23 protein-coding genes and 1 pseudogene are annotated in these 22,694 nt (G+C 70.5%); 15 read left to right on the forward strand and 9 right to left on the reverse strand.

The genetic code is table 11. The features are described from left to right. The first annotated feature begins 45 nt into the window (after positions 1-45). The 9 genes and pseudogenes from whiG (at position 46) to ABD481_RS24840 (ending at position 8,355) form a co-directional block, all read left to right on the forward strand. On the forward strand, positions 46-903 hold the full coding sequence (gene whiG / locus ABD481_RS24800; RefSeq protein ID WP_344668221.1) for an RNA polymerase sigma factor WhiG: 858 nt from the start codon (positions 46-48) through the stop codon (positions 901-903). A 147-nt stretch (positions 904-1,050) separates the two neighbouring features. Further along, positions 1,051-1,623: pseudogene (locus tag ABD481_RS24805) on the forward strand (TetR/AcrR family transcriptional regulator); the annotation flags it as partial. An 876-nt stretch (positions 1,624-2,499) separates the two neighbouring features. Further along, positions 2,500-3,093, forward strand: coding sequence for a peptidoglycan DD-metalloendopeptidase family protein (locus ABD481_RS24810; RefSeq protein WP_344668151.1), 594 nt, complete (start codon positions 2,500-2,502; stop codon positions 3,091-3,093). 107 nt (positions 3,094-3,200) lie between these two features. Further along, positions 3,201-3,605, forward strand: a complete 405-nt coding sequence (locus tag ABD481_RS24815; protein ID WP_344668152.1) for a GPI anchored serine-threonine rich family protein — start codon at positions 3,201-3,203, stop codon at positions 3,603-3,605. A 276-nt stretch (positions 3,606-3,881) separates the two neighbouring features. After that, the gene (rpsB, locus tag ABD481_RS24820; RefSeq protein ID WP_344668153.1) at positions 3,882-4,871 is read left to right on the forward strand and encodes a 30S ribosomal protein S2; all 990 of its coding nucleotides are present in this window, start codon (positions 3,882-3,884) and stop codon (positions 4,869-4,871) included. A gap of 99 nt (positions 4,872-4,970) precedes the next feature. After that, complete coding sequence (tsf, locus tag ABD481_RS24825) at positions 4,971-5,801, forward strand: translation elongation factor Ts (protein ID WP_344668154.1); 831 nt, start codon at positions 4,971-4,973, stop codon at positions 5,799-5,801. A 56-nt stretch (positions 5,802-5,857) separates the two neighbouring features. Further along, positions 5,858-6,622 carry a UMP kinase gene (pyrH, locus tag ABD481_RS24830; RefSeq protein WP_344668155.1) on the forward strand — a complete coding sequence of 255 codons (765 nt, stop codon included), beginning with the start codon at positions 5,858-5,860 and terminating at the stop codon, positions 6,620-6,622. A gap of 105 nt (positions 6,623-6,727) precedes the next feature. Then, entirely contained in the window at positions 6,728-7,285 is a 558-nt protein-coding gene (gene frr, locus ABD481_RS24835) for a ribosome recycling factor (RefSeq protein WP_344668156.1), read from the forward strand. A 146-nt stretch (positions 7,286-7,431) separates the two neighbouring features. After that, on the forward strand, positions 7,432-8,355 hold the full coding sequence (locus ABD481_RS24840) for a phosphatidate cytidylyltransferase (protein WP_344668157.1): 924 nt from the start codon (positions 7,432-7,434) through the stop codon (positions 8,353-8,355). Between the two features lie 25 nt (positions 8,356-8,380). On the opposite strand, the gene ABD481_RS24845 is transcribed toward ABD481_RS24840, so the two are convergent. After that, positions 8,381-9,211, reverse strand: a complete 831-nt coding sequence (locus ABD481_RS24845; RefSeq protein WP_344668158.1) for an alpha/beta fold hydrolase — start codon at positions 9,209-9,211, stop codon at positions 8,381-8,383. Between the two features lie 83 nt (positions 9,212-9,294). Here ABD481_RS24845 and ABD481_RS24850 point away from each other — a divergent pair, with 83 nt between their 5' ends. Genes ABD481_RS24850 through ABD481_RS24865 form a run of 4 tightly spaced genes read left to right on the forward strand, consistent with a single transcriptional unit; the run spans position 9,295 to position 12,902 of the window. Beyond that, positions 9,295-9,855, forward strand: a complete 561-nt coding sequence (locus tag ABD481_RS24850; protein WP_344668159.1) for a PadR family transcriptional regulator — start codon at positions 9,295-9,297, stop codon at positions 9,853-9,855. Between the two features lie 7 nt (positions 9,856-9,862). After that, positions 9,863-11,020 carry a dual-specificity RNA methyltransferase RlmN gene (gene rlmN, locus ABD481_RS24855; protein ID WP_344668160.1) on the forward strand — a complete coding sequence of 386 codons (1,158 nt, stop codon included), beginning with the start codon at positions 9,863-9,865 and terminating at the stop codon, positions 11,018-11,020. A gap of 32 nt (positions 11,021-11,052) precedes the next feature. Next, the gene (locus ABD481_RS24860; protein ID WP_344668161.1) at positions 11,053-11,472 is read left to right on the forward strand and encodes a VOC family protein; all 420 of its coding nucleotides are present in this window, start codon (positions 11,053-11,055) and stop codon (positions 11,470-11,472) included. 20 nt (positions 11,473-11,492) lie between these two features. After that, entirely contained in the window at positions 11,493-12,902 is a 1,410-nt protein-coding gene (locus ABD481_RS24865; protein ID WP_344668162.1) for an MFS transporter, read from the forward strand. Positions 12,903-12,946: 44 nt separating this feature from the next. On the opposite strand, the gene ABD481_RS24870 is transcribed toward ABD481_RS24865, so the two are convergent. From ABD481_RS24870 to ABD481_RS24890, 5 genes are all read right to left on the reverse strand, one after another. Then, positions 12,947-13,768, reverse strand: a complete 822-nt coding sequence (locus tag ABD481_RS24870) for an ABC transporter permease subunit (RefSeq protein ID WP_344668163.1) — start codon at positions 13,766-13,768, stop codon at positions 12,947-12,949. Continuing rightward, positions 13,765-14,841: an ABC transporter ATP-binding protein gene (locus ABD481_RS24875; protein WP_344668164.1), complete on the reverse strand. Its 1,077-nt coding sequence runs from the start codon at positions 14,839-14,841 to the stop codon at positions 13,765-13,767. Before ABD481_RS24875 ends, ABD481_RS24870 begins: the two co-directional genes overlap by 4 nt. Beyond that, positions 14,838-15,566, reverse strand: coding sequence for a hypothetical protein (locus ABD481_RS24880; protein ID WP_344668165.1), 729 nt, complete (start codon positions 15,564-15,566; stop codon positions 14,838-14,840). Before ABD481_RS24880 ends, ABD481_RS24875 begins: the two co-directional genes overlap by 4 nt. Positions 15,567-15,642: 76 nt before the next feature. Beyond that, entirely contained in the window at positions 15,643-16,479 is an 837-nt protein-coding gene (locus ABD481_RS24885; protein ID WP_344668166.1) for an ATP-binding cassette domain-containing protein, read from the reverse strand. A 98-nt stretch (positions 16,480-16,577) separates the two neighbouring features. Next, positions 16,578-17,492: an oxidoreductase gene (locus ABD481_RS24890; RefSeq protein ID WP_344668167.1), complete on the reverse strand. Its 915-nt coding sequence runs from the start codon at positions 17,490-17,492 to the stop codon at positions 16,578-16,580. Positions 17,493-17,588: 96 nt separating this feature from the next. Between ABD481_RS24890 and ABD481_RS24895 the strand changes: the two genes are divergently transcribed. Both ABD481_RS24895 and ABD481_RS24900 read left to right on the forward strand, forming a co-directional pair. After that, entirely contained in the window at positions 17,589-18,200 is a 612-nt protein-coding gene (locus ABD481_RS24895; protein WP_344668168.1) for a TetR family transcriptional regulator, read from the forward strand. 51 nt (positions 18,201-18,251) lie between these two features. Then, on the forward strand, positions 18,252-19,016 hold the full coding sequence (locus ABD481_RS24900) for a hypothetical protein (protein WP_344668169.1): 765 nt from the start codon (positions 18,252-18,254) through the stop codon (positions 19,014-19,016). A 48-nt stretch (positions 19,017-19,064) separates the two neighbouring features. Here ABD481_RS24900 and ABD481_RS24905 read toward each other — a convergent pair whose 3' ends face one another. The 3 genes from ABD481_RS24905 to ABD481_RS24915 form a co-directional block, all read right to left on the reverse strand. Next, positions 19,065-20,549, reverse strand: coding sequence for an NAD(P)/FAD-dependent oxidoreductase (locus ABD481_RS24905; protein WP_344668170.1), 1,485 nt, complete (start codon positions 20,547-20,549; stop codon positions 19,065-19,067). Next, on the reverse strand, positions 20,546-21,226 hold the full coding sequence (locus ABD481_RS24910) for a pyridoxamine 5'-phosphate oxidase family protein (RefSeq protein ID WP_344668171.1): 681 nt from the start codon (positions 21,224-21,226) through the stop codon (positions 20,546-20,548). The genes ABD481_RS24905 and ABD481_RS24910 overlap by 4 nt, the downstream gene beginning before the upstream one ends. Before the next feature lie 81 nt (positions 21,227-21,307). Then, entirely contained in the window at positions 21,308-22,690 is a 1,383-nt protein-coding gene (locus tag ABD481_RS24915) for an aspartate aminotransferase family protein (protein WP_344668172.1), read from the reverse strand. Between the last annotated feature and the right edge of the window lie 4 nt (positions 22,691-22,694).

The raw sequence follows: 22,694 nt of genomic DNA on the forward strand, positions 1-22,694 counted from the left end.
CTTGCGGATGTGAATGGTGCGGCTCCTGCTGCTGATGCTTCTGGTCTGCCGGTCGCTGGTGACGCTGACACTGCGGGTTCTGGTCTACGCGCTGCCGCCGCCGCTGCTGGCCCGCCGGCCGCCCCCCAACCGCCGCGCCCAGTCGACACGCCGCTCGACATCCTCTGGGACGACTTCAAGCGCACCGGCGACCTGAACCTCCGCGAGCGTCTGATCCTCCACTACTCGCCGCTCGTCAAGTACGTCGCCGGCCGCGTGCGTGTCGGCCTGCCCGGCGCGCTGGACTCCGCCGACTTCGTTTCGTCCGGCATCTTCGGGCTCATCGACGCGATCGAGCGGTTCGAGCCGCATCGGCATGTGAAGTTCGAGACGTACGCCATCGCGCGGATTCGGGGCGCGATCATCGACGAGCTGCGGGCGTTGGACTGGATTCCGCGGTCGTTGCGGCAGAAGGCGCGGGAGATCGAGCAGGCTTCGGTGCGGTTGGAGCAGGAGTTCGGGCGGACGCCCAGTGAGGTGGAGATCGCGCGGGAGTTGGGGATCGGGCTGGGGGAGCTGCGGGGGATCTTCAGCAAGTTGTCGTTGGTGAACGTGGCCGCGTTGGATGAGTTGTTGGCGTTGCCGACGCAGTCCGGGGACCGGATTCCGCTCATGGAGACGCTGGAGGACGGCGACGCGCCGGATCCTGTGGCGTTGTTCGAGGGCAAGGAGACGCGGGCGCTGTTGGCGCGGGCGGTGAACTCGCTGCCGGATCGGGACAAGACGGTGGTCACGCTCTACTACTTCGAGGGTATGACGTTGGCACAGATCGGTGAGGTGTTGGGGGTGAGTGAGAGTCGGGTGTGTCAGATTCACACCAAGGCTGTGCTGACGTTGCGGGGGAAGTTGTCCGCGAAGGAGTGAGGGTGGGGAGTCCAGGCATGGAGGACTTCACGCTGGGAGGGCCTTGAGCCGGGAGGGCCGCGACGACCTCAAGCCGCGAGGACCTCAACCGGACGGTTTTCAGGTCCCGCTTGTGGAGGAAGGTGTCCAGAAGGCACCTTAGTGCGCATGCCGAGGATCCGTGCCGCCACTGTTGTCGAGCATCGGGAGATGCAACGCCGCGCTTTGTTGGAGGCGGCGCGGGATCTGGTGGCTGCTGATGGGGTCGGTGCGTTGACGTTTCCGGCGCTGGCGAAGGCTACGGGGCTGGCGCGGTCGAGCGTCTATGAGTACTTCAAGTCGCGGGCCGATGTGATCGAGGCGCTGGTCGCGCATGAGTTCCCGGCGTGGATCGGCGAGGTGCGGGCCGCGATGGCGGCTGAGAGTACGGCGGAGCGGCAGTTGGCGGCGTATGTACGGCGGCAGTTGGGGCTGGTGTCGGAGCCGGGGCATCGTGCGCTGCTCGCGTTGTCGGGGCAGGAGCTGGACGGGGAGGCCCGGGATCGGATTCGGGCTGCGCATGGGTGGCTGCTTGATTTGGGGATCGGGGTGTTGCGGGCGCTGGGGCATCCGGAGCCGCGGTTGGCCGCGTCGCTGGTGCAGGGGACGGTTGATGCCGCGGCGAAGCGGATTTCGATGGGGGCGGATCCTGCGGAGGTTACGGAGACGGCGGTTTCGATGGTTTTGTTCGGGGGGTTGGGGTCGGCGCGGAGGCATACGCAGGCTATGAGTGCGCAGGCGGGGCAGATGCGGCCGCAGCCGGGGGGGACTACGCGGCAGCGGGCGAAGCCGGTTTCTTAGGGGTGGGGGGGTGGGGGGTGGATGGGTAGTTGGGGTGGGTGGGTGGTTGGGGTGGTTGGTTGGGATGTTTTTGGTTTTTTTGGGGTTTTTGGGTGCGGTTGGCGATGGGGTTGAAGGCTTTTTTTGACGACCTTCGGCCACAGTGCTGACTGGTCTGTTGCGGTCCTCGGGTGGGTGGTGCTGTCAGGCTCCGAGAACTGTTGCGCTGTGGGTGGAACCCAAGATCAAAAGCCAAAACAAGGGCCAAAGGCCAGATCAAAGTCAACTGCGCCTCCGGCGGCCCCTCCGGGGAGGACCTCGCTCTGGAAAGAGTGGGGCCCGCGCTGTGATCCCACCTTTGGTCGGTGGTTCCGGTTTCGGTTCCGGTCTTTCCGTCGCATCGTCGCCTGAAGGAATCACACCGCCCAGGCGGTATCAAGGCGACCCTTCAGGCTTGTGCCCCGGCTGAGGCGAGCCTTGACACCGCCTGGGCGGCGCGATTGGCTGCGCCCGCCGAAGCGACGGAAAGACCGGAACCGAAGACCTAACTTTTGGGCAAAGCAAAAACCGGGGCGGCCGGTCGCGAAGCTGGTGCGGCGATGCTGGCCGCTGGCGGTCGAGCGGCTGGTCACTTTGGTGGTGGCGATATGGCTGGCCGGTGGCGGTTGCGGTCGGCGATCATGCGCGACGGTGCTGGCCGAGTTCGGTCTCTTCATACAACCCCCCAATTCCCCCAACCGCATGACCTCCCCGCTCTCGCCCATGACACGCCCGCCCGCCACCCGCCATCCTGGCTCGATGCGCCTCATCAAGACCCTGGCGCCCGCCGCCGCCATCGCCGGCCTCTCGCTCGTTCTCCCGGCCCTGGTGCACTCCGGGCCGCGCCCCTCACTCGCCCTAGCCCCCGCTGCTGCGGCGACGCCTGGTGGTGCTGGTGTGTGGACCTGGCCTCTTGTTCCGCCGGTGGGGGCGTCCAGGCCTGTTGTGGTGCGGGGGTTCGAGCCGCCTGCTGAGCGGTGGCGGAGTGGGCATCGGGGGGTGGATCTGCTGGGGGGTGGTGGGCAGGAGGTGGTGGCGGCTGGGGCTGGGGTTGTTAGTTTTGCTGGTTCTTTGTTCGGGCGGGGGGTTGTTGCTGTGGAGCATGGTGGTGGGCGGGGTGGGCTTCGTACTACTTATGAGCCGGTTGATCCTGTGGTGCGGGTGGGGGAGCGGGTGCGGGGTGGGCAGGTGATCGGTCATTTGGTTGGTTCCGGGGTCAGTCATTGTGCTCCGCGGGTGTGTTTGCATTGGGGGTTGGTGCGGGGGGTCGGGCATGGGGTGCGGTATCTCGATCCGGGGGTGTTGGTGGGGCGGGGGGTGGTGCGGTTGTTGCCGGTGTGGGGGGTGGGGTAGGTGCTGACCCGCAAGGGTTAGTGGGCGGGCGGGGGGCTTTTGTCGGATTTAGCGTCTATCGCAGGTCGGAGAACCGGCTGGTGGTTGCGAGAGATGGGGTTGAGTCGATGAGCCTGGGCAAGAAGCTGGAGCGGTTGGACGCCAAGATGGACGCGGTGCTGATGCATCCGACTGCTCCGGCGTATCCGAATGCCGATCGGTTGGAGATCACCTATCCCGGGGACGACGCGGTGTGGAGTCCGGCGGAGGAGATCGATGTCACCTGGGATCTGCTCGGGGAGGTCAGTCAGCCGTTGGAGGTCTCGTTGGTGCGGCAGACCGGGGATCAGTCGGGGGCGAATTTTGGGCAGTTGGCGTTCTTCCTGTTGGCTTCGGGGATCGATCCGGGGAAGAAGCGGGTCACCATCGCGGTGCCGGATGTGCCGCCGGGGGCCGATTACGCCATCAGCATCTCCAATGGGGATCCGTTGACGGTGTACAGCCAGGCGATCACCATCGCCGAGTCCGCGTAGGCGGCGGCCGGCGTCACGGTCTGTGTCCACTCGGTTCCTGGCCGCGTGGGGAAACTCGTCCCCGCGGCCAGGTAGACTCTTTCCAGCAGCCGGAGGCCTCTTCGGCTGACTTCGCGTGTCCGGCAGTCTTCCAGCCGTCAGGCCGGTCGACCTCGCGGCGCCTCGGTCCGCCTTCTTCAGCGCAAGCGTGGCAGAGCGGTACAGCGTCGTGGTTCCCCTCGTCGCGTGGGGGTCGGTCACCAGGGACAACCGAGAACCGATCAAGGAGGACACGGCATGGCCGTCGTCACGATGCGCCAGCTCTTGGAGAGTGGCGTGCACTTCGGGCACCAGACCCGGCGCTGGAACCCGAAGATGAAGCGTTTCATCCTCACTGAGCGCAACAGCATCTACATCATCGACCTGCAGCAGTCGCTGTCGTACATCGACCGCGCCTACGAGTTCATCAAGCAGACCGTCGCGCACGGCGGCACGGTGATGTTCATCGGCACCAAGAAGCAGGCTCAGGAGGCCATCTCCGAGCAGGCGACGCGCGTGGGCATGCCCTACGTGAACCACCGCTGGCTGGGCGGCATGCTGACCAACTTCAGCACCGTCCACAAGCGCATCCAGCGGCTGCGCGAGCTGGAGGAGATCGACTTCGACGACGTCGCGTCCTCCGGTATGACCAAGAAGGAACTGCTGGTCATGCGCCGCGAGAAGGAGAAGCTGGAGCGCACCCTGGGCGGCATCCGGGACATGTCCCGCGTTCCGTCGGCGGTGTGGATCGTGGACACCAAGAAGGAGCACATCGCTGTCGGTGAGGCGCGCAAGCTGCGCATCCCGGTGGTGGCGATCCTCGACACGAACTGCGACCCGGACGAGGTCGACTACAAGATCCCGGGCAACGACGACGCGATCCGCTCCGTCGCCCTGCTGACCCGCGTGGTCGCCGACGCCGTCGCCGAGGGCCTGATGGCCCGCGCCGGCAGCAAGTCCGGCGACGGCGAGCAGGCCGGCGCCGTGGCCGTCGACGAGCCGCTGGCCGACTGGGAGCGCGACCTGCTGGCCGTGGACGACGCCAAGGCCGCCGAGGTCACCGAGGTTGCCGAGGTCGCCGAGCCGGCCGAGGCCGTGCAGGCTCCGGTCGCCGAGGCCGCTGCCGAGCCGGTCGCCGAGGCTGCCGCCGAGCCGGTCGTCGAGGTCGTCGAGGTCGTCGAGGTCGCCGAGGTCGTGGAGGCCCCGGTCGCCGAGGCCGCCGCTCCGGCCGAGGGCGAGCAGGCCTAGTCCGCTCTCCCGAGGTCAACCGAGGTTGAACTCAGCCGTGGGATGCCGGGCGGCCGCCCCGCCCGGCGTCCCCGCCGATCCACTCCTTAAGGACTAACAATGGCGAACTACACCGCCGCCGACGTCAAGAAGCTTCGCGAGTTGACCGCCGCCGGCATGATGGACTGCAAGAAGGCGCTCGAGGAGACCGACGGCGACATCGAGAAGGCCGTCGAGTTCCTGCGCGTCAAGGGCCTCAAGGGCGTCACCAAGCGGGAGGGCCGCTCGGCCTCCAACGGCTTGGTCACGGCCGCGGTCGACGGGGTGTCCGGCACCCTGATCGAGCTGAACTGCGAGACCGACTTCGTCGCCAAGGGCGAGGCCTTCCAGACCGTCGCGGCCACCGTGCTCGCGCACGTCGTGAACGCCAAGCCGGCCGACGTGGACGCGCTGCTGGCCTCCGAGCTGGAGCCCGGCAAGACCGTCCAGAGCTTCCTGGACGAGGCCAACGCCACCCTCGGCGAGAAGATCGAGCTGCGCCGCTTCGCGCAGTACCACGAGGGTTTCGTCGCCTCCTACCTGCACAAGACCTCCCCGGACATCCCGGCCCAGATCGGCGTCCTGGTCGAGCTGGACAAGGAGAACGCCGAGGTCGCCAAGGACGTCGCGCAGCACATCGCCGCGTTCTCGCCGTCCTACCTGACCCGCGACGAGGTCCCGGCCGAGGTCGTGGAGACCGAGAAGCGCCTGGCCGAGGAGACCTCCCGCGAGGAGGGCAAGCCCGAGGCCGCGCTGCCGCGGATCGTCGAGGGCCGGGTGAACGGCTTCTTCAAGGAGAACGTCGTCCTGGAGCAGGCCTTCGCCAAGGACCCGAAGAAGACCGTCAAGGCGATCCTCGACGAGGCGGGCGTTTCCCTCAAGCGTTTCGCTCGTTTCCGCGTCGGTGGCTGACCCGGACCTGAAAAACTAAAGAGCACCAAATAGCTACGTCTGAAGGAGCCGCTGCTGTGAAGGAAGCCAATAAGGAAACCGACACGGCGGCGGTTCCTTCGCGTGACGAGAAGAACCGCAGAGTCCTCCTCAAACTCTCCGGCGAAGTGTTCGGCGGCGGGCAGATCGGGGTGGACCCGGAGGTCGTCAAGAGCCTGGCCAAGGAGATCGCCGACGTCGTCTCCGAGGGCGGCGTCGAGGTCGCGGTGGTGGTCGGCGGCGGGAACTTCTTCCGCGGCGCCGAGCTGTCGCAGCACGGCATGGAGCGCTCCCGCGCCGACTACATGGGCATGCTCGGCACCGTCATGAACTGCCTGGCGCTCCAGGACTTCCTGGAGAAGCTCGGCATCCCCACCCGGGTGCAGAGCGCGATCACGATGAGCCAGGTCGCCGAGCCCTACATCCCGCGCCGGGCGGTCCGGCACCTGGAGAAGGGCCGCGTCGTCATCTTCGGCGCCGGCGCCGGCATGCCGTTCTTCTCCACCGACACCACCGCCGCGCAGCGGGCGCTGGAGATCCAGGCCGAGAGCGTGCTGATGGCCAAGCAGGGCACGGACGGCGTCTACGACTCCGACCCGAACAAGAACCCGGACGCCGTCAAGTACGACACGCTGTCCTACGACGAGTTCCTGGCGCGCAACCTGAAGATCGCGGACGCCACGTCGGTGTCGCTGTGCCGGGACAACGGGATGCCCATCGTGGTGTTCGGCCTGCAGCCGGGCAACATCGCGCGCGCCATCCGCGGCGAGAAGCTCGGCACCGTCATCGGCCCGGCGCACTAGCGCCCGGTGTGTTCGAACTGATACGTGCCGGCCGAAACGCACTAAGCTGCGCTTGAGCTTTGTATTGAACACGGCAGAGCGCGAAGACTTCTAGGGAGCCCCCAAGTGATCGATGAGACCCTCCTCGAGGCCGAGGAGAAGATGGACAAGGCCGTCGAGGTCGCCAAGGAGGATCTGTCGGGGGTCCGCACCGGCCGTGCCAACCCGGCGATGTTCAACAAGCTGACCGCGGAGTACTACGGCACGCCCACTCCGATCAGCCAGATGGCGTCGTTCCAGGTCCAGGACGCGCGCATGGTGGTCATCTCCCCGTACGACAAGTCGGCCCTGGGCGCCATCGAGCGCTCGATCCGCGACTCCGACCTCGGCGTGAACCCGAGCTCGGACGGCGTCGTGCTCCGCGTGGTGTTCCCGCAGCTGACCGAGGAGCGCCGCAAGGAGTACATCAAGGTCGCGCGCGGCAAGGGCGAGGACGCGAAGATCTCCATCCGCAACATCCGCCGCCACGCCAAGGAGTCCCTGGACAAGCTGGCCAAGGACGGCGACGCCGGCGAGGACGACGTGCGCCGCGCCGAGAAGCACCTCGACGAGCTCACGCAGAAGCACACCGCCCAGATCGACGACCTGCTCAAGCACAAGGAAGCCGAGCTGCTGGAGGTCTGAGCGGCGGCGGGCGCGGCGACGCGGCGCCTGCCACGGGCCGGCGGCGGCTATGATCGCTGCCGGTCCGTCGCGTTTTCGAACAGTGCCCCAACGCGTGGTGGACGGCTCATCCACAAACGGGGTCGACTAGGGGATCGGTGCGGGCCATGGCATCCACGCAGACCAGGCGCGGCGAGTCGCCGCGCACGCCCGGCGGCGGGCCCGGCGGCGGCGCGTCCGGCGGCCCCGGCGGGGGGTCCGGCGCCCCGAACGCCAAGCCCAAGGGCCGGGCCGGACGCAACCTGCCGGCCGCCATCGGCGTCGGCGTCGCCCTGGGCGCGCTGCTGCTCGGCACGCTGTTCGTGCGCGGCGCGTTCGCCGTCGTGGTGGCGATCGCCGTCGGCCTGGGCGTCCGCGAGCTGGCGCAGGCGATGGCCCACAAGGACGTGCGGGTGCCCTGGGTCCCGGTCGCGGTCGGCGGCCTGGGCATGATCGTGGCCTCCTGGTTCGGCGGCCCGACCGCGATGGTCGCGGTGCTGGCGATGACCGCGCTGGCGACCCTGGTCTGGCGGATGGCCGAGGGCGCCGAGGGCTTCGTGCGGGACGCCACCGCCGGCCTGTTCACCCTGGTCTACCTGCCGATGCTGGCCTCGTTCGCGGTGCTGATGCTGGCCCAGGACGCCGGCTACAAGCGCGTGATCCTGTTCCTGACGCTGCCCATCGCCAACGACACCGGCGGCTACGCGACCGGCGTGTTCTTCGGCAAGCACAAGCTGGCGCCGAGGATCTCCCCCGGGAAGACCTGGGAGGGCCTGGTCGGCTCGCTGATCGTGACCGCGGTGGTGGCCGCGGTCGGCATCACCACGATGCTGGACGGCAAGGCCTGGCAGGGCGTCGCGCTCGGCGCGGCGGCGGTGGCCTCGGCGACCCTGGGCGACCTGATCGAGTCCGTGATCAAGCGCGACCTCGGGATCAAGGACATGGGGAACCTGCTCCCCGGCCACGGCGGCATCATGGACCGGCTGGACTCGATGCTGGCCACGGCCCCGGTGGCGTGGCTGCTGCTCAGCGCGTTCCTCGGCTGGAAGTAGCGCGCGCAGCGCCACGGAACAGCGCTTAAAAGCTGGTAGTACTGAGCGGTGCCGAGCCAGGCCTGGCTGCTTGGGGAGCTGCCTGATCTGCGAAGCCGGCCAGCTCCGCGGCGAGCACCTCCGCCACGAACCGCTCCGGATTGTCCAGCATCATGTTGTGCCCGCAGTCCGGCACCGCGAGGACCCGCACCCCGGCCGCGATCAGCGCGTCCGCCCCCAGAAGCGGCCCGTCAGAGGCCGGATACAGGTAGGTCCTGGGCGCTGTGAGCTCCTTGAGGATCTCGCGCCCTTCGAACTTCGCCAGGTTCTCCGCGCTCCGATACAGCGCCACCGGCCCGGCCAGCCGCATCGTCGAGGCCCACGTCGGCCCGACGCGCTCCAAGGTCTCCGCGTAGCCGCCGCCTCGCAGGAAGACCGTCTCCCCGTACCGGGCGATCTGCGCGGACCCGGGCGTGGGCACCTCCGGCGCCGGATCGAGGTTGGAGTCCACCAGCACCAGGCTCGCGACCAGCTCCGGATGCCGCCGCGCCAGCAGCGTCGCGATCGACCCTCCCATGCTGTGCGCGATGATCTGCGCGCCGGCGACCTCGGCGGTCCGCAGCGCGGAAGCCACCCAGTCGGCGTGTTCCTCCAGCGTGTATCCGGCGTCCTCCGGGCGGTCGCTGACGCCGTGGCCCAGCAGGTCCAGCAGCAGCGAGCGCCTTCCGCGCAGCGCGTCGCAGGTGGCGACCTCGGCGTAGTAGTGGGCCGAGCTCGATCCGAGTCCGTGGAGGTAGACGCGGGTCGGAGCGGATCCCGGCAGCTCGACCCAGCGGATCGAGGAGCCCGGGCGGACCTCGGCGGCGTGCAGCGTCATGGCGTACCCTCCCGTCTGGATACCTCGCCTCCGAGGTATCGCGGCGCGAGAAACATACCTCGCCTCCGAGGTATCCTCAACCCGTGTTGGAGTTCGCGATCCTCGGTTTCCTCGCCGACGCCCGGCTGCACGGCTACGAGCTGCGCAATCGGCTCGCCGCCCTGACCGGCCACATCCGCCCGATCGCCGACGGCACGCTGTATCCGGCGATCAAGCGCCTGGAGAAGGCCGGGTTCGTGACCAAGGACCTGGAGCCGGGAATCGTCTTCGCGCCGCGCCACATGCTGACGCTGACCGATACGGGCCGCGCCGAGCTGCTGCGCCTGTTACGGGACCCGAAGGACGTCTCCATCACCGACGAGAACCAGTGGTTCTGCGTGCTGGCGTTCCTGCGCCTGCTCGACGACCCGGCGGCCCAGGCCGCCGTCCTCAAACGCCGCCTGGAGTTCCTGACCACCCCGGCGAGCTTCTTCTACGACGGCGACCGGCCGCTGAGCGCGGAGGACGTCGACGATCCCTTCCGCCGCGGCATGCTCGAAATCGCGCGTGTGACCAGTCGCACCGAATTGGAGTGGCTGCGGCGCACTATCGAGGAGCTCGGGGAGCGCGAAGATAAGAGTGACCAGCCAACCGTGCGAGACTAGTAACACTATGTCTGCCGAAGCCCCTGAAACCCCGTTGGTCGACGTCGAGATCGCGCCGAAGCCGCCCCGCCCCGGTGAGCTCACCTTCACCGCTCCGCGCCGCGGCAAGCCGCCGCGCCATCTCGCCGACCTCACCTCGGCCGAGCGCAAGGCCGCGCTGACCGAGCTCGGCCACCAGGGCTTCCGCGCCGCGCAGATCTCCCAGCACTACTTCGGCCACCTGGCCGACGACCCGGCGGACTGGACCGACGTCCCGGCCGCCAAGCGCGAGGAACTGGCCGGCATCCTGACGCCGCGGCTGCTCACGCCGATCAAGGTGCAGACCGCCGACGCCGGCACCACGCGCAAGACCCTGTGGCGGCTGTTCGACGGCGCCACGGTCGAGTCGGTGCTGATGCGCTACCGCGACCGCACCACGATGTGCGTCTCCTCGCAGGCCGGCTGCGGCATGAACTGCCCGTTCTGCGCCACCGGCCAGGCCGGGCTGACCCGCAACATGTCCACCGGCGAGATCGTCGAGCAGGTCGTCGCCGGCGCCCGGACGATGGCCCGCGGCGACGTGCCCGGCGGCCCGGGCCGGGTCTCCAACGTGGTGTTCATGGGCATGGGCGAGCCGCTGGCCAACTACAAGGCCGTGATCGGCGCCGTGCGGCGGCTGACCGAGCCGGTGCCGGACGGCCTGGGCCTGTCCGCACGGCACATCACCGTCTCCACCGTCGGGCTGGTCCCGGCCATCGAGAAGCTCACCGAGGAGCGGATCCCGGTCACCCTCGCGGTGTCCCTGCACGCCCCGGACGACGAGCTGCGCGACACCCTGGTGCCGGTCAACACCCGGTGGAAGGTCGCCGAGGTGCTGGACGCCGCCTGGCGCTACGCCGCCACCACCAAGCGCCGGGTCTCGATCGAGTACGCGCTGATCAAGGACATCAACGACCAGGCCTGGCGCGCCGACCGGCTGGGCCGGATGCTGCGCAACAAGCTGGTGCACGTGAACCTGATCCCGCTGAACCCGACGCCGGGCTCGAAGTGGACCGCCTCCCGTCCGCAGGACGAGGCCGAGTTCGTGCGGCGCCTGGAGGACTGGGGCGTCCCGGTCACCGTGCGCGACACCCGCGGCCGGGACATCGACGGGGCTTGCGGTCAGCTCGCCGCGGCTGTGAAGTAGGGGCGGTACACCGCTTTATACGGGGAGGCCCCATGCCGCCGGCAGGATTCCATCACGTCGAGATCTGGGTGGCGGACCTGGCGTTGGTCGAGCCGTCCTGGAAATGGCTGTTCGGCGAGCTGGGCTGGGAGCCGTACCAGAACTGGCCGGAGGGCCGCAGCTGGCGGATCGGCGACTCCTACCTGGTGGTCGAGCAGTCCTCGGCGGTGCGGCCCGGACTGCCCTACGACCGCATGCGCCCGGGCCTGAACCACCTGGCCGTGCACGCCCCGGACCGCGCGGCCGTGGACCGGGTCCACCGGGTCGGCCCGCAGCACGGCTGGCGCCGCCTGTTCGCCTCGGCGTATCCGCACGCCGGAGGGACCGCGCACTACGCCGCCTACCTGGTCGACGCCGCCGGTTTCGAGGTCGAGATCGTCGCCCCGGCCGGCGACGAAGTCACAGAGGGCTGATTTGTCCTAACCTGGAGATCGTGTCCGCCGCCGTGTCCCAGGCCGACGCCGGCCTTCCCGTGCCGGCGCCGGAATCCCTGCTCTCGCCCCGGTATCTGGCCCTCACCCTCGGCATCGTCTCCTCGGTCCTGCTGACCGCGTTCGAGATGCTCGCGGTGTACGCCGCGCTGCCGGTCGCGGTCGACGCCGTGCACGGCACCGCCGCGCTCCCGTTCTGCTTCAGCGCTTTCACCACCGCCGGCCTGGTCGGCATGGTGGTCTCCGGCGTGCGCTCCGACACCGCCGGCCCGGCCCTGCCCTTCCTCGGCGGCACCACGGTCTTCGGGATCGGGCTGCTCGTCGCCGGGACCGCCGGCACCATGGCGCAACTGGTCGCCGGCCGCGCGATCCAGGGCTTCGGCTCCGGCCTGGTGCTGGTCGCGCTCTACGTCATCGTCGGCCGCGCCTATCCCGAACGGCTGCGGGCCGCGGCCTTCGCGATGATGGCCTCGCTGTGGGTGCTGCCCTCGGTGGTCGGACCGGTCGTCGCCGGGATCCTGACCGAGCGGGCCTCGTGGCGGTGGGTCTTCCTCGGCGCGGCGCTGCTGGTGCCGCTGCCCGTCGCGCTGATGGCCGGACCGGTGCGCCGGCTCACCGGATCCGTTGCGGGGCCCCGGGATCGGGAGGTCGGCGCGCGCCGCCTGGTCTGGTTCGCGGTGCTCGCGGCGGCCGGCGCCGGGCTGGTCCAGTACGCCGGCCAGCGCCTCGATCCGCTCGGGCTCGTGGTGGCCGTGGCCGGTGTCATGCTTCTGATACCCAGCGTCCCGAAGCTGCTGCCGAAGGGCACGCTCCGCATCGCCCGCGGGCTGCCGGCCGTGATCGTGCTGCACGGCCTCATCGGCGGCGCCTACTTCGGGGCCGAGAGCTACGTCACCGCGATGCTGGAGGACGAGCGGGGCCTGTCGCCGACCGTCGCGGGCCTGACGATGGTCGGCGTGACGTTCAGCTGGACGGTGATGTCCCAGGCCACGGCTCGCGAATGGCTGCCGTGGTCGCGCGCGGGGATGATGCGGGTCGGGCCGTTCGTCGTGGTCACGGCGATCGCGGTGGTCGCGTCGGCGGTGCTGCTGCCGGAGCCGGCGGCGGTGGTCACGGCCGGGTTCCTGGTCGGCGGCTTCGGGATGGGGATGGTCTTCCCGACGTTGAACCTGTTGCTGCTCCACTACTCGCCGCCGGAGAGTCAGGGTTCGAGTTCCTCGGCGATGCAGATCTGCGACAGCCTCGGAGCCATCGCCCTCACCGGCGGGTCCGGCATGGTCTTCCACGCGTTGCACCACGCCGGCCGGGGGAATCAGGGTTTGTATCTGCTGGTGTTCGCGATGATGGCGGTGGCCGCGGTCGCCACCGCCGTCATCGCACCTCGGGTCGGTGCCCAGGTGCTCAGCGCCTGAGGAGCAGTGCCCGGCGCCAGGGACCCGGCCCTCGGCGGCGCCGGTCAGGCGTCGCGTCGCTCGAACATGATCGCTCCGATGACCAGCAGCACCAGGACCTCCAGGAGGAACACCGCGAAGCCGGTCCACGGCGCGAACGACTTGTCCGCGTTGCGGGTCGACTCGCCGAACTGGGTGATCACGCTGCCGGCGTTGCCCGGCATCACCTTGAACAGCCAGCGGCCGATCGAGCCGGGGATCAGCTGCACCAGGCCGCCGATGATGAAGATCAGGGCCAGGCCGATGGTGATGGCGCCGGCGGTGTGGCGCAGCAGGAAGCCCAGGGCCAGGCCGAACACCGACAAGCCGGCCAGATACAGGGCGCTGCCGAAGATCGCGCGGGTGACGCCCGGATCGGACAGCTTCACGCCGACGTGTTTGGCTTCGAGCGGGATGTTGCCCAGATAGAAGCAGGCGAACGCGGTCGCCAGCCCCACCACGAAGACGATGACGGCCAGCAGGATCGCCTTGGCCACCAGGATCTCCACCCGGCGCGGCATCGCGGTCAGCGTGGTGCGGATGCCGCCGGTGGTGTATTCGGCGCTGATGGCCATGACGCCCAGCACGTAGGCGGCGATCTGGCCGACGAAGGCCAGGCCCAGCATGACGATGTCGCCCGCGGCGTCCGGGTTGCCGGCCGCCTTGTCCTTGGCGTACTGGTCGGCGGCGGCCAGGCAGATCAGGAAGCTGACAGCGGCCGAGCCGGCGAACAGGGTGATCAGGGTCCAGAAGGTGGAGCGGACGGTGCGCAGCTTCATCCACTCGCTGGACAGCACGTTGCCGAAGCCGGCGCGGCCCAGCGGGGCGGTGGCGGTGGCGGTGGTCATCGGCGGGCCTCCCCGGCGGAGGGGTCGGTCGGTCCGGTTTGGCTGCTCGCACCGGACGAGCCGCTCGGGCTGCTCGCGCCGGTCGGGCTGCTCGGGCCGGTCGTACCGGCAGTGCCGGTTCCGCGGTTCCAGCCCGGTCCGCCGGTCGGATCCGTCAGCCCGTCCAGTCCGGCGTGGTACTCCACGCTGTCCGCGGTCATGCTCATGAACGCCTCCTCCAGGGACGGCTGGACCACCGCCAGCTCGTGCAGCCACAGCCCGTTCCGGCCCGCCAGGTCGCCGATCGCGTCCGAGGTGGCGTCGAAGACCCGCAGCGCGCCGTCGTCGTCGGGCAGCGCCTCCACCCGCCAGCCGCCGCCGACCATCAGCTCCTGCAGCTTGCCGATGTGCGGGGACCGGACGCGGACGTGCGTGGTCGCGTTCTGGGCGATGAACTCCCGCATCGTGGTGTCGGCCTTGATCTGCCCGCGCCCGATGACGATCACCCGGTCCGCGGTCAGCGCCATCTCGCTCATCAGGTGGCTGGAGACGAACACTGTGCGGCCCTGCGCGGCCAGCGACTTCATCAGGTTCCGGACCCACAGGATGCCCTCCGGGTCCAGGCCGTTGACCGGCTCGTCGAACAGCAGCGTCCCGGGGTCGCCGAGCAGCGCCGCGGCGATGCCCAGCCGCTGCCCCATGCCCAGCGAGAAGTTCTTCGAGCGCTTCTTCGCCACCTGCTCCAGGCCGACCAGCGCGATGACCTCGTCGACCCGCTTGAGCGGGATGCCGTTCGACTTGGCCAGGCAGGCCAGGTGGTTGTAGGCGGAGCGGCCGCCGTGCACGGCCTTGGCGTCCAGCAGCGCGCCGACCTCCCGCAGCGGCACCGGCAGCTGCCGGTACGGCTTGCCGTCCACGGTGACCGCGCCCTCGGTCGGATGGTCCAGCCCCAGGATCATCCGCATCGTGGTGGACTTGCCGGCGCCGTTCGGCCCGAGGAACCCGGTGACGGTCCCGGCCTCCACGGTGAACTCGGCGTGGTCGACGGCGACCCGGTCGCCGTACCGCTTGGTGAGCCCTACAGCCCGGATCATGCGCTGCTCCTCGCGCTCAGGCGGCGCCCGGCCGCGGCGGCCACTCGGCGGCCGAGCCGCCGGAGCCGCTCCCGGTGGACGATGGCGGCCTGGACCGCGGCCAGCACCAGCACGGCGGCCAGGACGGTGGGCAGCACGGTCGACCACAGGCCGCTCCAGGCGTCGGCCGGGGCCTGGGCGAGGCGGGCCCCCTGCCGGCCCGATGGCAGGCCCGATGGCGGGCTCGATGGCGTCGCGGCGACGAGCGGCACGGCGGCGGTGACGAGCGCGGCCAGGCAGGCGGCGCCGAGCGCCGGGGCGCCGAACCACGACCGGCGGACCACGAGCGCCGCGACGATGCCCATGACGACCGGTGCGAGAGCCTGCGTGCCGGTCCGGCCGAGCGCGGCGGACCCGACGATCCCGACCAGCGCGCCGAGCCCGGTGGCGCACAACGGCCCGGCCGCCTGAATGACGGCCGTGTCGGCGCGGCGCGCGCCAGCGGCGGCCAGTGCCTCCCGCCGGGCGTCGAGACCGTCGAGGTGGTGCCGGATCAACGCCGCGAGCGCCAGCAGCGCCGGAACCATCACCAGTGCGCCCCCGAGCGGCCACGCGGCGGCCGCCGAGGTCACCACCATGCCGCCGACGACCAGGTGCTCGCGGCGCGGCGCGGCCCGCAGCAGGGTGGCGGCGATGCGGACGCGGTAGTCGAAGCGGGTGATCGGGGTGACGGAGGGCATGCTCATCGCGCCTCCTCGTTCGCGCCGGTCCCGGACTTCGAAGCTTCGGAAGCGAAGGCCTGCGTCTGTCGGCGGAGCATGCTCACCGTCCACGCTCCGAGCCCGAGCCGACCGGTGTGCCGCGGTGCTCGCTGCGCGCGTGCCGTCCGATGCGGTGCGGCATGGCGCGGGCGGCGTGGCCGAACAGTGAGATCGGTTCGGGGGCCGGCTGGAGCGCGGGTTCCCGCACCGGCTCGGCGGTCGGCTCCGTGCTGGGTTCGGTAACCGCTTCTGCAACCGCTTCAGCGCCGCCGACCTTCACCGCGATCCGCCGGTCCGCCCACGCCACAACGTCCGCGTCGTCCGAGGCCACCACGATCGTCAGGCCGTGCGTCCCGCACGCCGCGCGCAGGATCCGCAGCAGGTGGAACCGCTCGGAGCTGCTCAGTCCCTCGGTCGGGTCCTCGGCCAGCAGGATCGCCGGTTCCAGGACCAGCGCGCGGGCCAGCGCCACCCGGCGCATCTCGGCCAGGTCCAGGTCGGCGACGCGCAGTTCGGCGCAGGCGATCACGTCCAGGCGCTCCAGCCAGCGCAGCGCGCGGCGGCGGGCCTCCTGCCGGCCCAGCCCGGTCAGCAGCAGCGGCAGTGCGACGTTCTCCGCCACCGTCAGCTCCGGCAGCAGCTTGCCCACGCGCGGGGCGACGGCGCAGCGGCTGTGGGCGTAGCGCAGGCGGGCGGCGGGGCGCTGGGTGTGCAGCGGCTCGCCCTTGAGCCACAGCCCGCCCGGCCAGGCCGGGTCGGCGCCGGACAGCGCGCGCAGGAACGCTTCGTCGCAGGCCGCGCTGAGGGCCACGATCTCGCCTTCGCCGACAGCGAGGCAGACCTCGTCGGGCCCGAAGTCGCGGGCCAGCAGGATCGGGTTGTCGGACGGGATGCTCACGAGCACCCGTGTGCCCTGAAGGGCGCAACGGACTAACCAACGTTGCGCCGGACGTGCGAACGGCCGGCGGCCCGGTCCTGGTCCCGGGCCCCGAGCCGCTAGATCCCGTAGAAGACCCCGGTGAGTTTTTCCGACTCGTCCCACAACCGGGCCGCGACCTGCGGGTCCTGGGCCAGTCGGCTGGGCTGGACGAGTTCGGGGCAGCCCCGGCTCTCGAAGAGGGACGGCGAGCCGTAGTACTGGCCGCCGACCGCGTCCGGCGCGACCGCCGCACGCACTTCGGCCAGCGCGCCGATCGCGGGTTTCTGGGCCATCAGCGGGTTCGCGACATGCATCAGCGCTTTGCGCCACCCGGTCGGCCCGGCGAACTGCAGGTTCGTGTTCGAGTATCCGGGGTGCGCCATGAGCGAGCGCACCGGCGAGCCGGCCGCGGTCAGCCGCCGCTGGAGTTCGAATCCGAACAACAGGTTCGCGACCTTCGACTGCGCGTAGGCGGCGGTGGGGGAGTAGCCCTTGGCGTGCATCAGGTCGTCGAAATCGATCTTCCCCTGCTTGTGGAACGTCGAGGAGACGGTGACCACCCGCGGGTCGTCGCCGGCCGCCAGCAGGTCCAGCAGCAGCCCGGTGAGCGCGAAGTGCCCCAAGTGGTTGGTGCCGAACTGCATCTCGAAGCCCTGCTTGGTCGTGCGCTGCGGCGTCATCATCACGCCCGCGTTGTTGATCAGCACGTCCAGCCGCGTCGCGTCGTTGCGCAGTCCCTCGGCGAAGGCGCGCACCGACTCCAGGTCGGCCAGATCCAGAATCCGCAGTTCCAGCGAGGCTCCGGGCACGTCCTGGCCGATCCGCGCGAGCGCCGCCTCGCCCTTGAGCCGGTCGCGCGAGGTCATCACGACGTGCGCGCCGCGCGCCGCCAGCATCCGGGTGCTCTCCAGCCCCAGCCCGCTGTTCGCGCCGGTGACGACATACGTCCTCCCGGTCAGATCCGGTATGGCTTCAGCGGTCCACTTGCCCATGACGTCCTCCGGTGGTCGGCATCCCTTCCCTGCACACGATGCCGTACATGACACTGAGTGTCAATCGCGGCGCGCAGGCGCTGATACCGTGGCAGTGTGCGGCGCAGAACGGAACCCCAAGGCCTGACACTGGCTGAGCGCAAACGCCAGCTGGTCCGCGACGAGCTCGGCGACGCCGCGCTGCGGCTGCTCGCCGTGCGGGGCTTCGAGGAGACCACCGTCGACCAGCTCGCGGCCGCCGCCGGCGTCAGCCGCCGCACCTTCTTCCGGTACTTCGCCTCGAAGGAGGACGTGGTCATCTCCTTCCTCAGCCTGCTCGGCGACGAGATCGTGGCCGAGGTCGAGGCCCGTCCCGCCGCCGAGCCGCCGGCCGTCGCGATCCGCGAGGCGGTCAAGGCCGTCGCCGCGGAGCACTTCGTCGACAACCGCGAGAAGGCCGTGGCGCTGATTCGCCACACCCTGGAAATCCCGGCCCTGCGAGCCCGGTTCGCCGAGCGCCAGGACCTGCTCCGCGACGACGTCGCCGAGGCCCTCGCCCGGCGCCTGGACCTGCCCGGGCCGACGCCGCGCCTGCAGTTCACGGCGGGTCTGGGCCTGCTGGCCTTCGCCGGCGCGCTCAAGCACTGGGCCGAGGGCGGGGGCCTGGAAAACCCCGTCCTGATCCTGGACGCGAGCTTCGACGAGGCTGGCAAAGCTTTCGTGCTTTGATATACATTCCCCCGGTGCATGGCTACGGTTCATGACGACCGAGGGGGGCACATGGAATTCGCGGACTGGGTGGTCTCAGGGCTCGAACAGCTCCGGGCCGGACAGCTGCCCGGCGGGCAGGGGCTCTACCAGGCGGTGGCGTCCGGGCTGCCCGACACCACGGCGCTCGACGCGTTCATGAACGGCGGCGACGACACGGCACGCGCCGCGCTGGTGCAGGCCATCGCGCAGGCGGTCGCCGTGAACCCGGCCTTCGAGCAGCAGCTGCGCCAGGCCGCCGCGAGCAGCCAAAGCGCTCAAGGCGTCCAGAGCCCCGGCTACGGCGCCGCCGGCAAGCCGCCGTTCCTCAAGACCACCAACGGGATCCTGGTGGCGGTCGCGGCCGGCGTCATCGTGATCGGCGGCGGCGTGGGGCTGGGCCTCGGCCTGTCCGGCGGCGGCAGCCTGGGCGGCGCCTTGAAGGGCACGTGGAACTGCACGACCGTCGCGCACTCGGCGGACGAGGGCGACCAGCCCGGCGCCGGTACCCTCACCGTCGGCGACAGCACGTGGAAGGTCACCGGCAAGGACGGCCAGGGTCCGGGCGGCACCTGGAAGCAGGACGGCGGCAAGGTGATGCTGACCGAGGACGACGAGCCGGGGGTCACGGCCACGATCAACGGAGTGCCGACCGGCACCGGATCGGTCGACACCCAGCTGTCGTCCGACCAGTCCAGCCGGTTCGCGGTCCATCTGAAGGGCTCGATCTCGTCGTCCACGATCGACCTCGTCGCGGCGCAGGGTACCGACACCATCAAGATCAGCTGCAAGAAGTAGCGCCGGCCCGGGCCGGCGGCCTCGGCCGGGCCGGATCCGAAGCCTGATTCAGTGCCCGAGGAACCGCCCGAACACCTTCGCCCGCACCGACGGCCGCCCGGTCCGCGCCTCCTCGGCGTCGGCCGCGTCCATCGTCCGCAGCCCGAGGTTGGCGCCGATCCAGCGCAGCGGCTCCGGCTCCCAGCGGCGGGACCGGTGGTTCACCCACGGCAGCCGCGTGAGCTCGGTGTCGTGCCCGACGAGCAGGTCGGCCAGCGTGCGCCCGGCCAGGTTCGTGGCGCCGACGCCGTCGCCGACGTAGCCGCCGGCCCAGGCCAGCCGCCGCTCCGGGTCGTAGCCGACCGAGGCGAACCAGTCGCGCGGCACGCCGAGCGCGCCACCCCACGCGTGCGTGAACCGGATGTTCTTCAGCACCGGGAACAGCTCTATCAATGTGCGCCGGATTTCGGTGTGCACACGCGAGTCCCGATCGAAGCGCGGCTCGATCCGCGATCCGAAGTGATACGGCGCGCCCCGGCCGCCGAAGGCCAGACGGCCGTCTGCCGTGCGCTGGCCGTAGATGATCAGGTGCCGGAAGTCCGAGAACGTCTGCCGCTGCGCCAAACCGATCTGTTCCCAGACCTCGTCGGACAGCGGCTCGGTGGCCACCATCAGCGAATACACCGGTGCCAGGTCGCGGTCGAAGCCCTCGATCGAGGACGTGTAGCCCTCGGTCGCGCGCACCACCTTGTCGGCGGTGACGTGCGCACCTTGCGCGGTGCTCACGACACCGTCGGCGATCGCCGTGACAGCCGTGCCCTCGTAGATCGTGACGCCGAGCCCCTCCACGACCTCCGCGAGGCCGCGGGCGAGCAGGGCGGGCTGGATCGCCGCGCAGTGCGGCGTGTAGGTGGCGCCGAGGACGTTGGTCGCGCCGACCATCCGGGTCGCCTCGACGCGATTCAGCAGCCTGATGTCCTCTTCGCCGAAGCCGTACGACCGCTCCTCGGCGACCGCCGCCTTCGCCCGCTCGTACTGCACCTGCGTCCGGGCCAGCACCACGGTGCCGCCCTTGGCCCAGTGGCAGTCGATGCCCTCCGCGGCCACGACCCGGCCGACCTCGTCGACGGTGTCGTTCATCGCGCGCTGCAAGGCGATCGCTCGTTCCCGGCCGTTCTTGGCCCCGGCGGCCTTCGCCACCGACGCCACCTTCGCCAGCGACGACGGGAACAGCGCCGAGCACCATCCGCCGTTGCGTCCCGACGCGCCGAAGCCCGCGAACTCCTTCTCCAGCACCACGATCCGCAGCGACGGATCGGCCTTCGCCAGGTAGTACGCGGTCCACAGGCCGGTGTATCCGGCCCCGACGATCGCGACGTCGGCGTCGAGGTCGCGGTCCAGCGGCGCCCGCGCCCCGGATGCGGACGCGGACCCGGACCCGGGCTCGGACGCGGACCCGGATCCGGAACTGGCTCCGTCTCCGGCCCCGCTCCCCGCCGCGGCACCCGCCGCCTGGTCCAGCCACAGCGACAGCTTCCCGTTCACCTGGCTCATCGGCGCCAGGTCCGAACCGAGGCCGGCACGTCGATCCCCGGCGCGAGATCCGCCGCCGGCACCGGGTCGCAGTACACCTCGTGCAGCGGCACCACGCCCGCCCACACCGGGGAGTCCAGGTCGTCCGGATCGTCGGTGGGGCCGCCGTCGGAGATCTTCACCGACGCCTCGGTCAGCGGCAGCGCCAGCACCACCGTCGCGGCGAGCTCCTTGCGCTTGGGCGCCCGCAGCTCCTTCCACCGCCCCGGCATCAGGTGCTCGGTGATCAGCTCCAGGGCCCGCTCCTTCTCGCCCTCGGGCACCATCCGGCACGACCCCAGCACCATCGCGCCGCGGTACTGCATGGAGGACTCGAACGCCGAGCGGGCCACGACGAGCCCGTCGAGCAGGGTCACGGTCAGGCACGTCGGCGCGCCCTCGGCCAGGCCGCGGAACAGCCGCGAGCCGGTGGAGCCGTGGAACAGCACCCGCTCGCCGTCGCGGGCGTAGGCCACCGGCAGGATGTAGGGCTGGGCCGCGCCGTTCGGACCGGAGCTGTCGGTGACCGCGACGTGCGCGACCAGGCCGGCGTCCAGCACCGCGTGCAGCGCGGCGCGGTCGGTGGCGGCCTTCTCCGGGAGGCGGCGCAGCCGGGTGCGGGCGGTGGAGCCCAGCGGCTCGGCGACGGGCTGGTTCATCGGTTATCAGGGCCTTCGGGTCGGGGTCGGAAACGGCGCCCGCGGACCGGGGTCCGGGGGCGCCGCGTACCGCCGGCGGAGTTACAGGCGGGTCCAGGCCTCGGTGAGCACCGAGCGCAGCGTCTGCTCGATCTCGTCGAACTCGGACTGCCCGATGATCAGCGGCGGCGCCAGCTGCACCACCGGGTCGCCCCGGTCGTCGGCCCGACAGTACAGGCCCGCGTCGTACAGCGCCTTGGACAGGAAGCCGCGCAGCAGCCGCTCGGACTCGTCGTCGTCGAAGGTCTGCTTGGTGTCCTTGTCCTTGACGAGTTCGATGCCGTAGAAGTACCCGTCGCCCCGGACGTCGCCGACGATCGGCAGGTCCTTGAGCTTGTCCAGGGTGGACCGGAACGCGCCCTCGTTGTCCAGCACGTGCTGGTTCAGGCCCTCGCGCTCGAACAGGTCGAGGTTCGCCATCGCCACCGCCGCCGAGACCGGGTGGCCGCCGAAGGTGTAGCCGTGCGGGAAGTAGTTGGTGCCCTCGTAGAACGGCGCCGCGATCCGGTCGGAGACGATGGCCGCGCCGATCGGGGAGTAGCCCGAGGTCATGCCCTTGGCGCAGGTGATGATGTCCGGCACGTAGCCGAACTTGTCGCAGGCGAACATCGTGCCCAGCCGGCCGAACGCGCAGATCACCTCGTCGGAGACCAGCAGCACGTCGTGCCGGTCGCAGATCTCGCGCAGGCGCTGGAAGTACCCGGGCGGCGGCGGGAAGCAGCCGCCGGAGTTCTGCACCGGCTCGACGAACACCGCGGCCACGGTGTCCGCGCCCTCGGCCAGGATCATCGACTCCACCTGGTCGGCGCACCAGCGGCCGAAGGCCTCCAGGTCCTCGCCCAGGGCCGGTACGCCGGTGATCTCCGCGGCCCGGTAGAAGTTGGTGTTCGGGACCTTGAACGCCCCGGGCACCAGCGGCTCGAAGTACTTCTTGGCGTCCGGGATGCCGGTGATGGACAGCGCGCCGTGCGGGGTGCCGTGGTAGGCGATGGCCCGCGAGATGACCTTGTGCTTCATCGGCTTGCCGACCAGCTTGAAGTACTGCTTGGCGAGCTTCCAGGCGGTCTCCACGGCCTCGCCGCCGCCGGTGGTGAAGAAGACCTTGTTCAGGTCGCCGGGGGCGTAGTCGGCCAGCCGGTCGGCCAGCTCGATGGCCTGCGGGTGCGCGTAGCTCCACAGCGGGAAGAAGGCCAGCTCCTGCGCCTGCTTGTAGGCGGCCTCGGCGAGTTCCACCCGGCCGTGCCCGGCCTGCACCACGAACAGGCCGGCCAGGCCGTCCAGGTAGCTCTTGCCGGCGCGGTCGAAGATGCGGGCGCCCTCGCCCCGGACGATGGTCGGTACCGGGTTGTCCCGGTAGCCCGACATCCGGGTGAAGTGCATCCACAGATGGTCGTAGGCGGCCTGGTCCAGGCTGTCTGTGCTCATTGCT

Source organism: Catenulispora yoronensis (genome assembly GCF_039531695.1).
GTDB lineage: Bacteria > Actinomycetota > Actinomycetes > Streptomycetales > Catenulisporaceae > Catenulispora > Catenulispora yoronensis.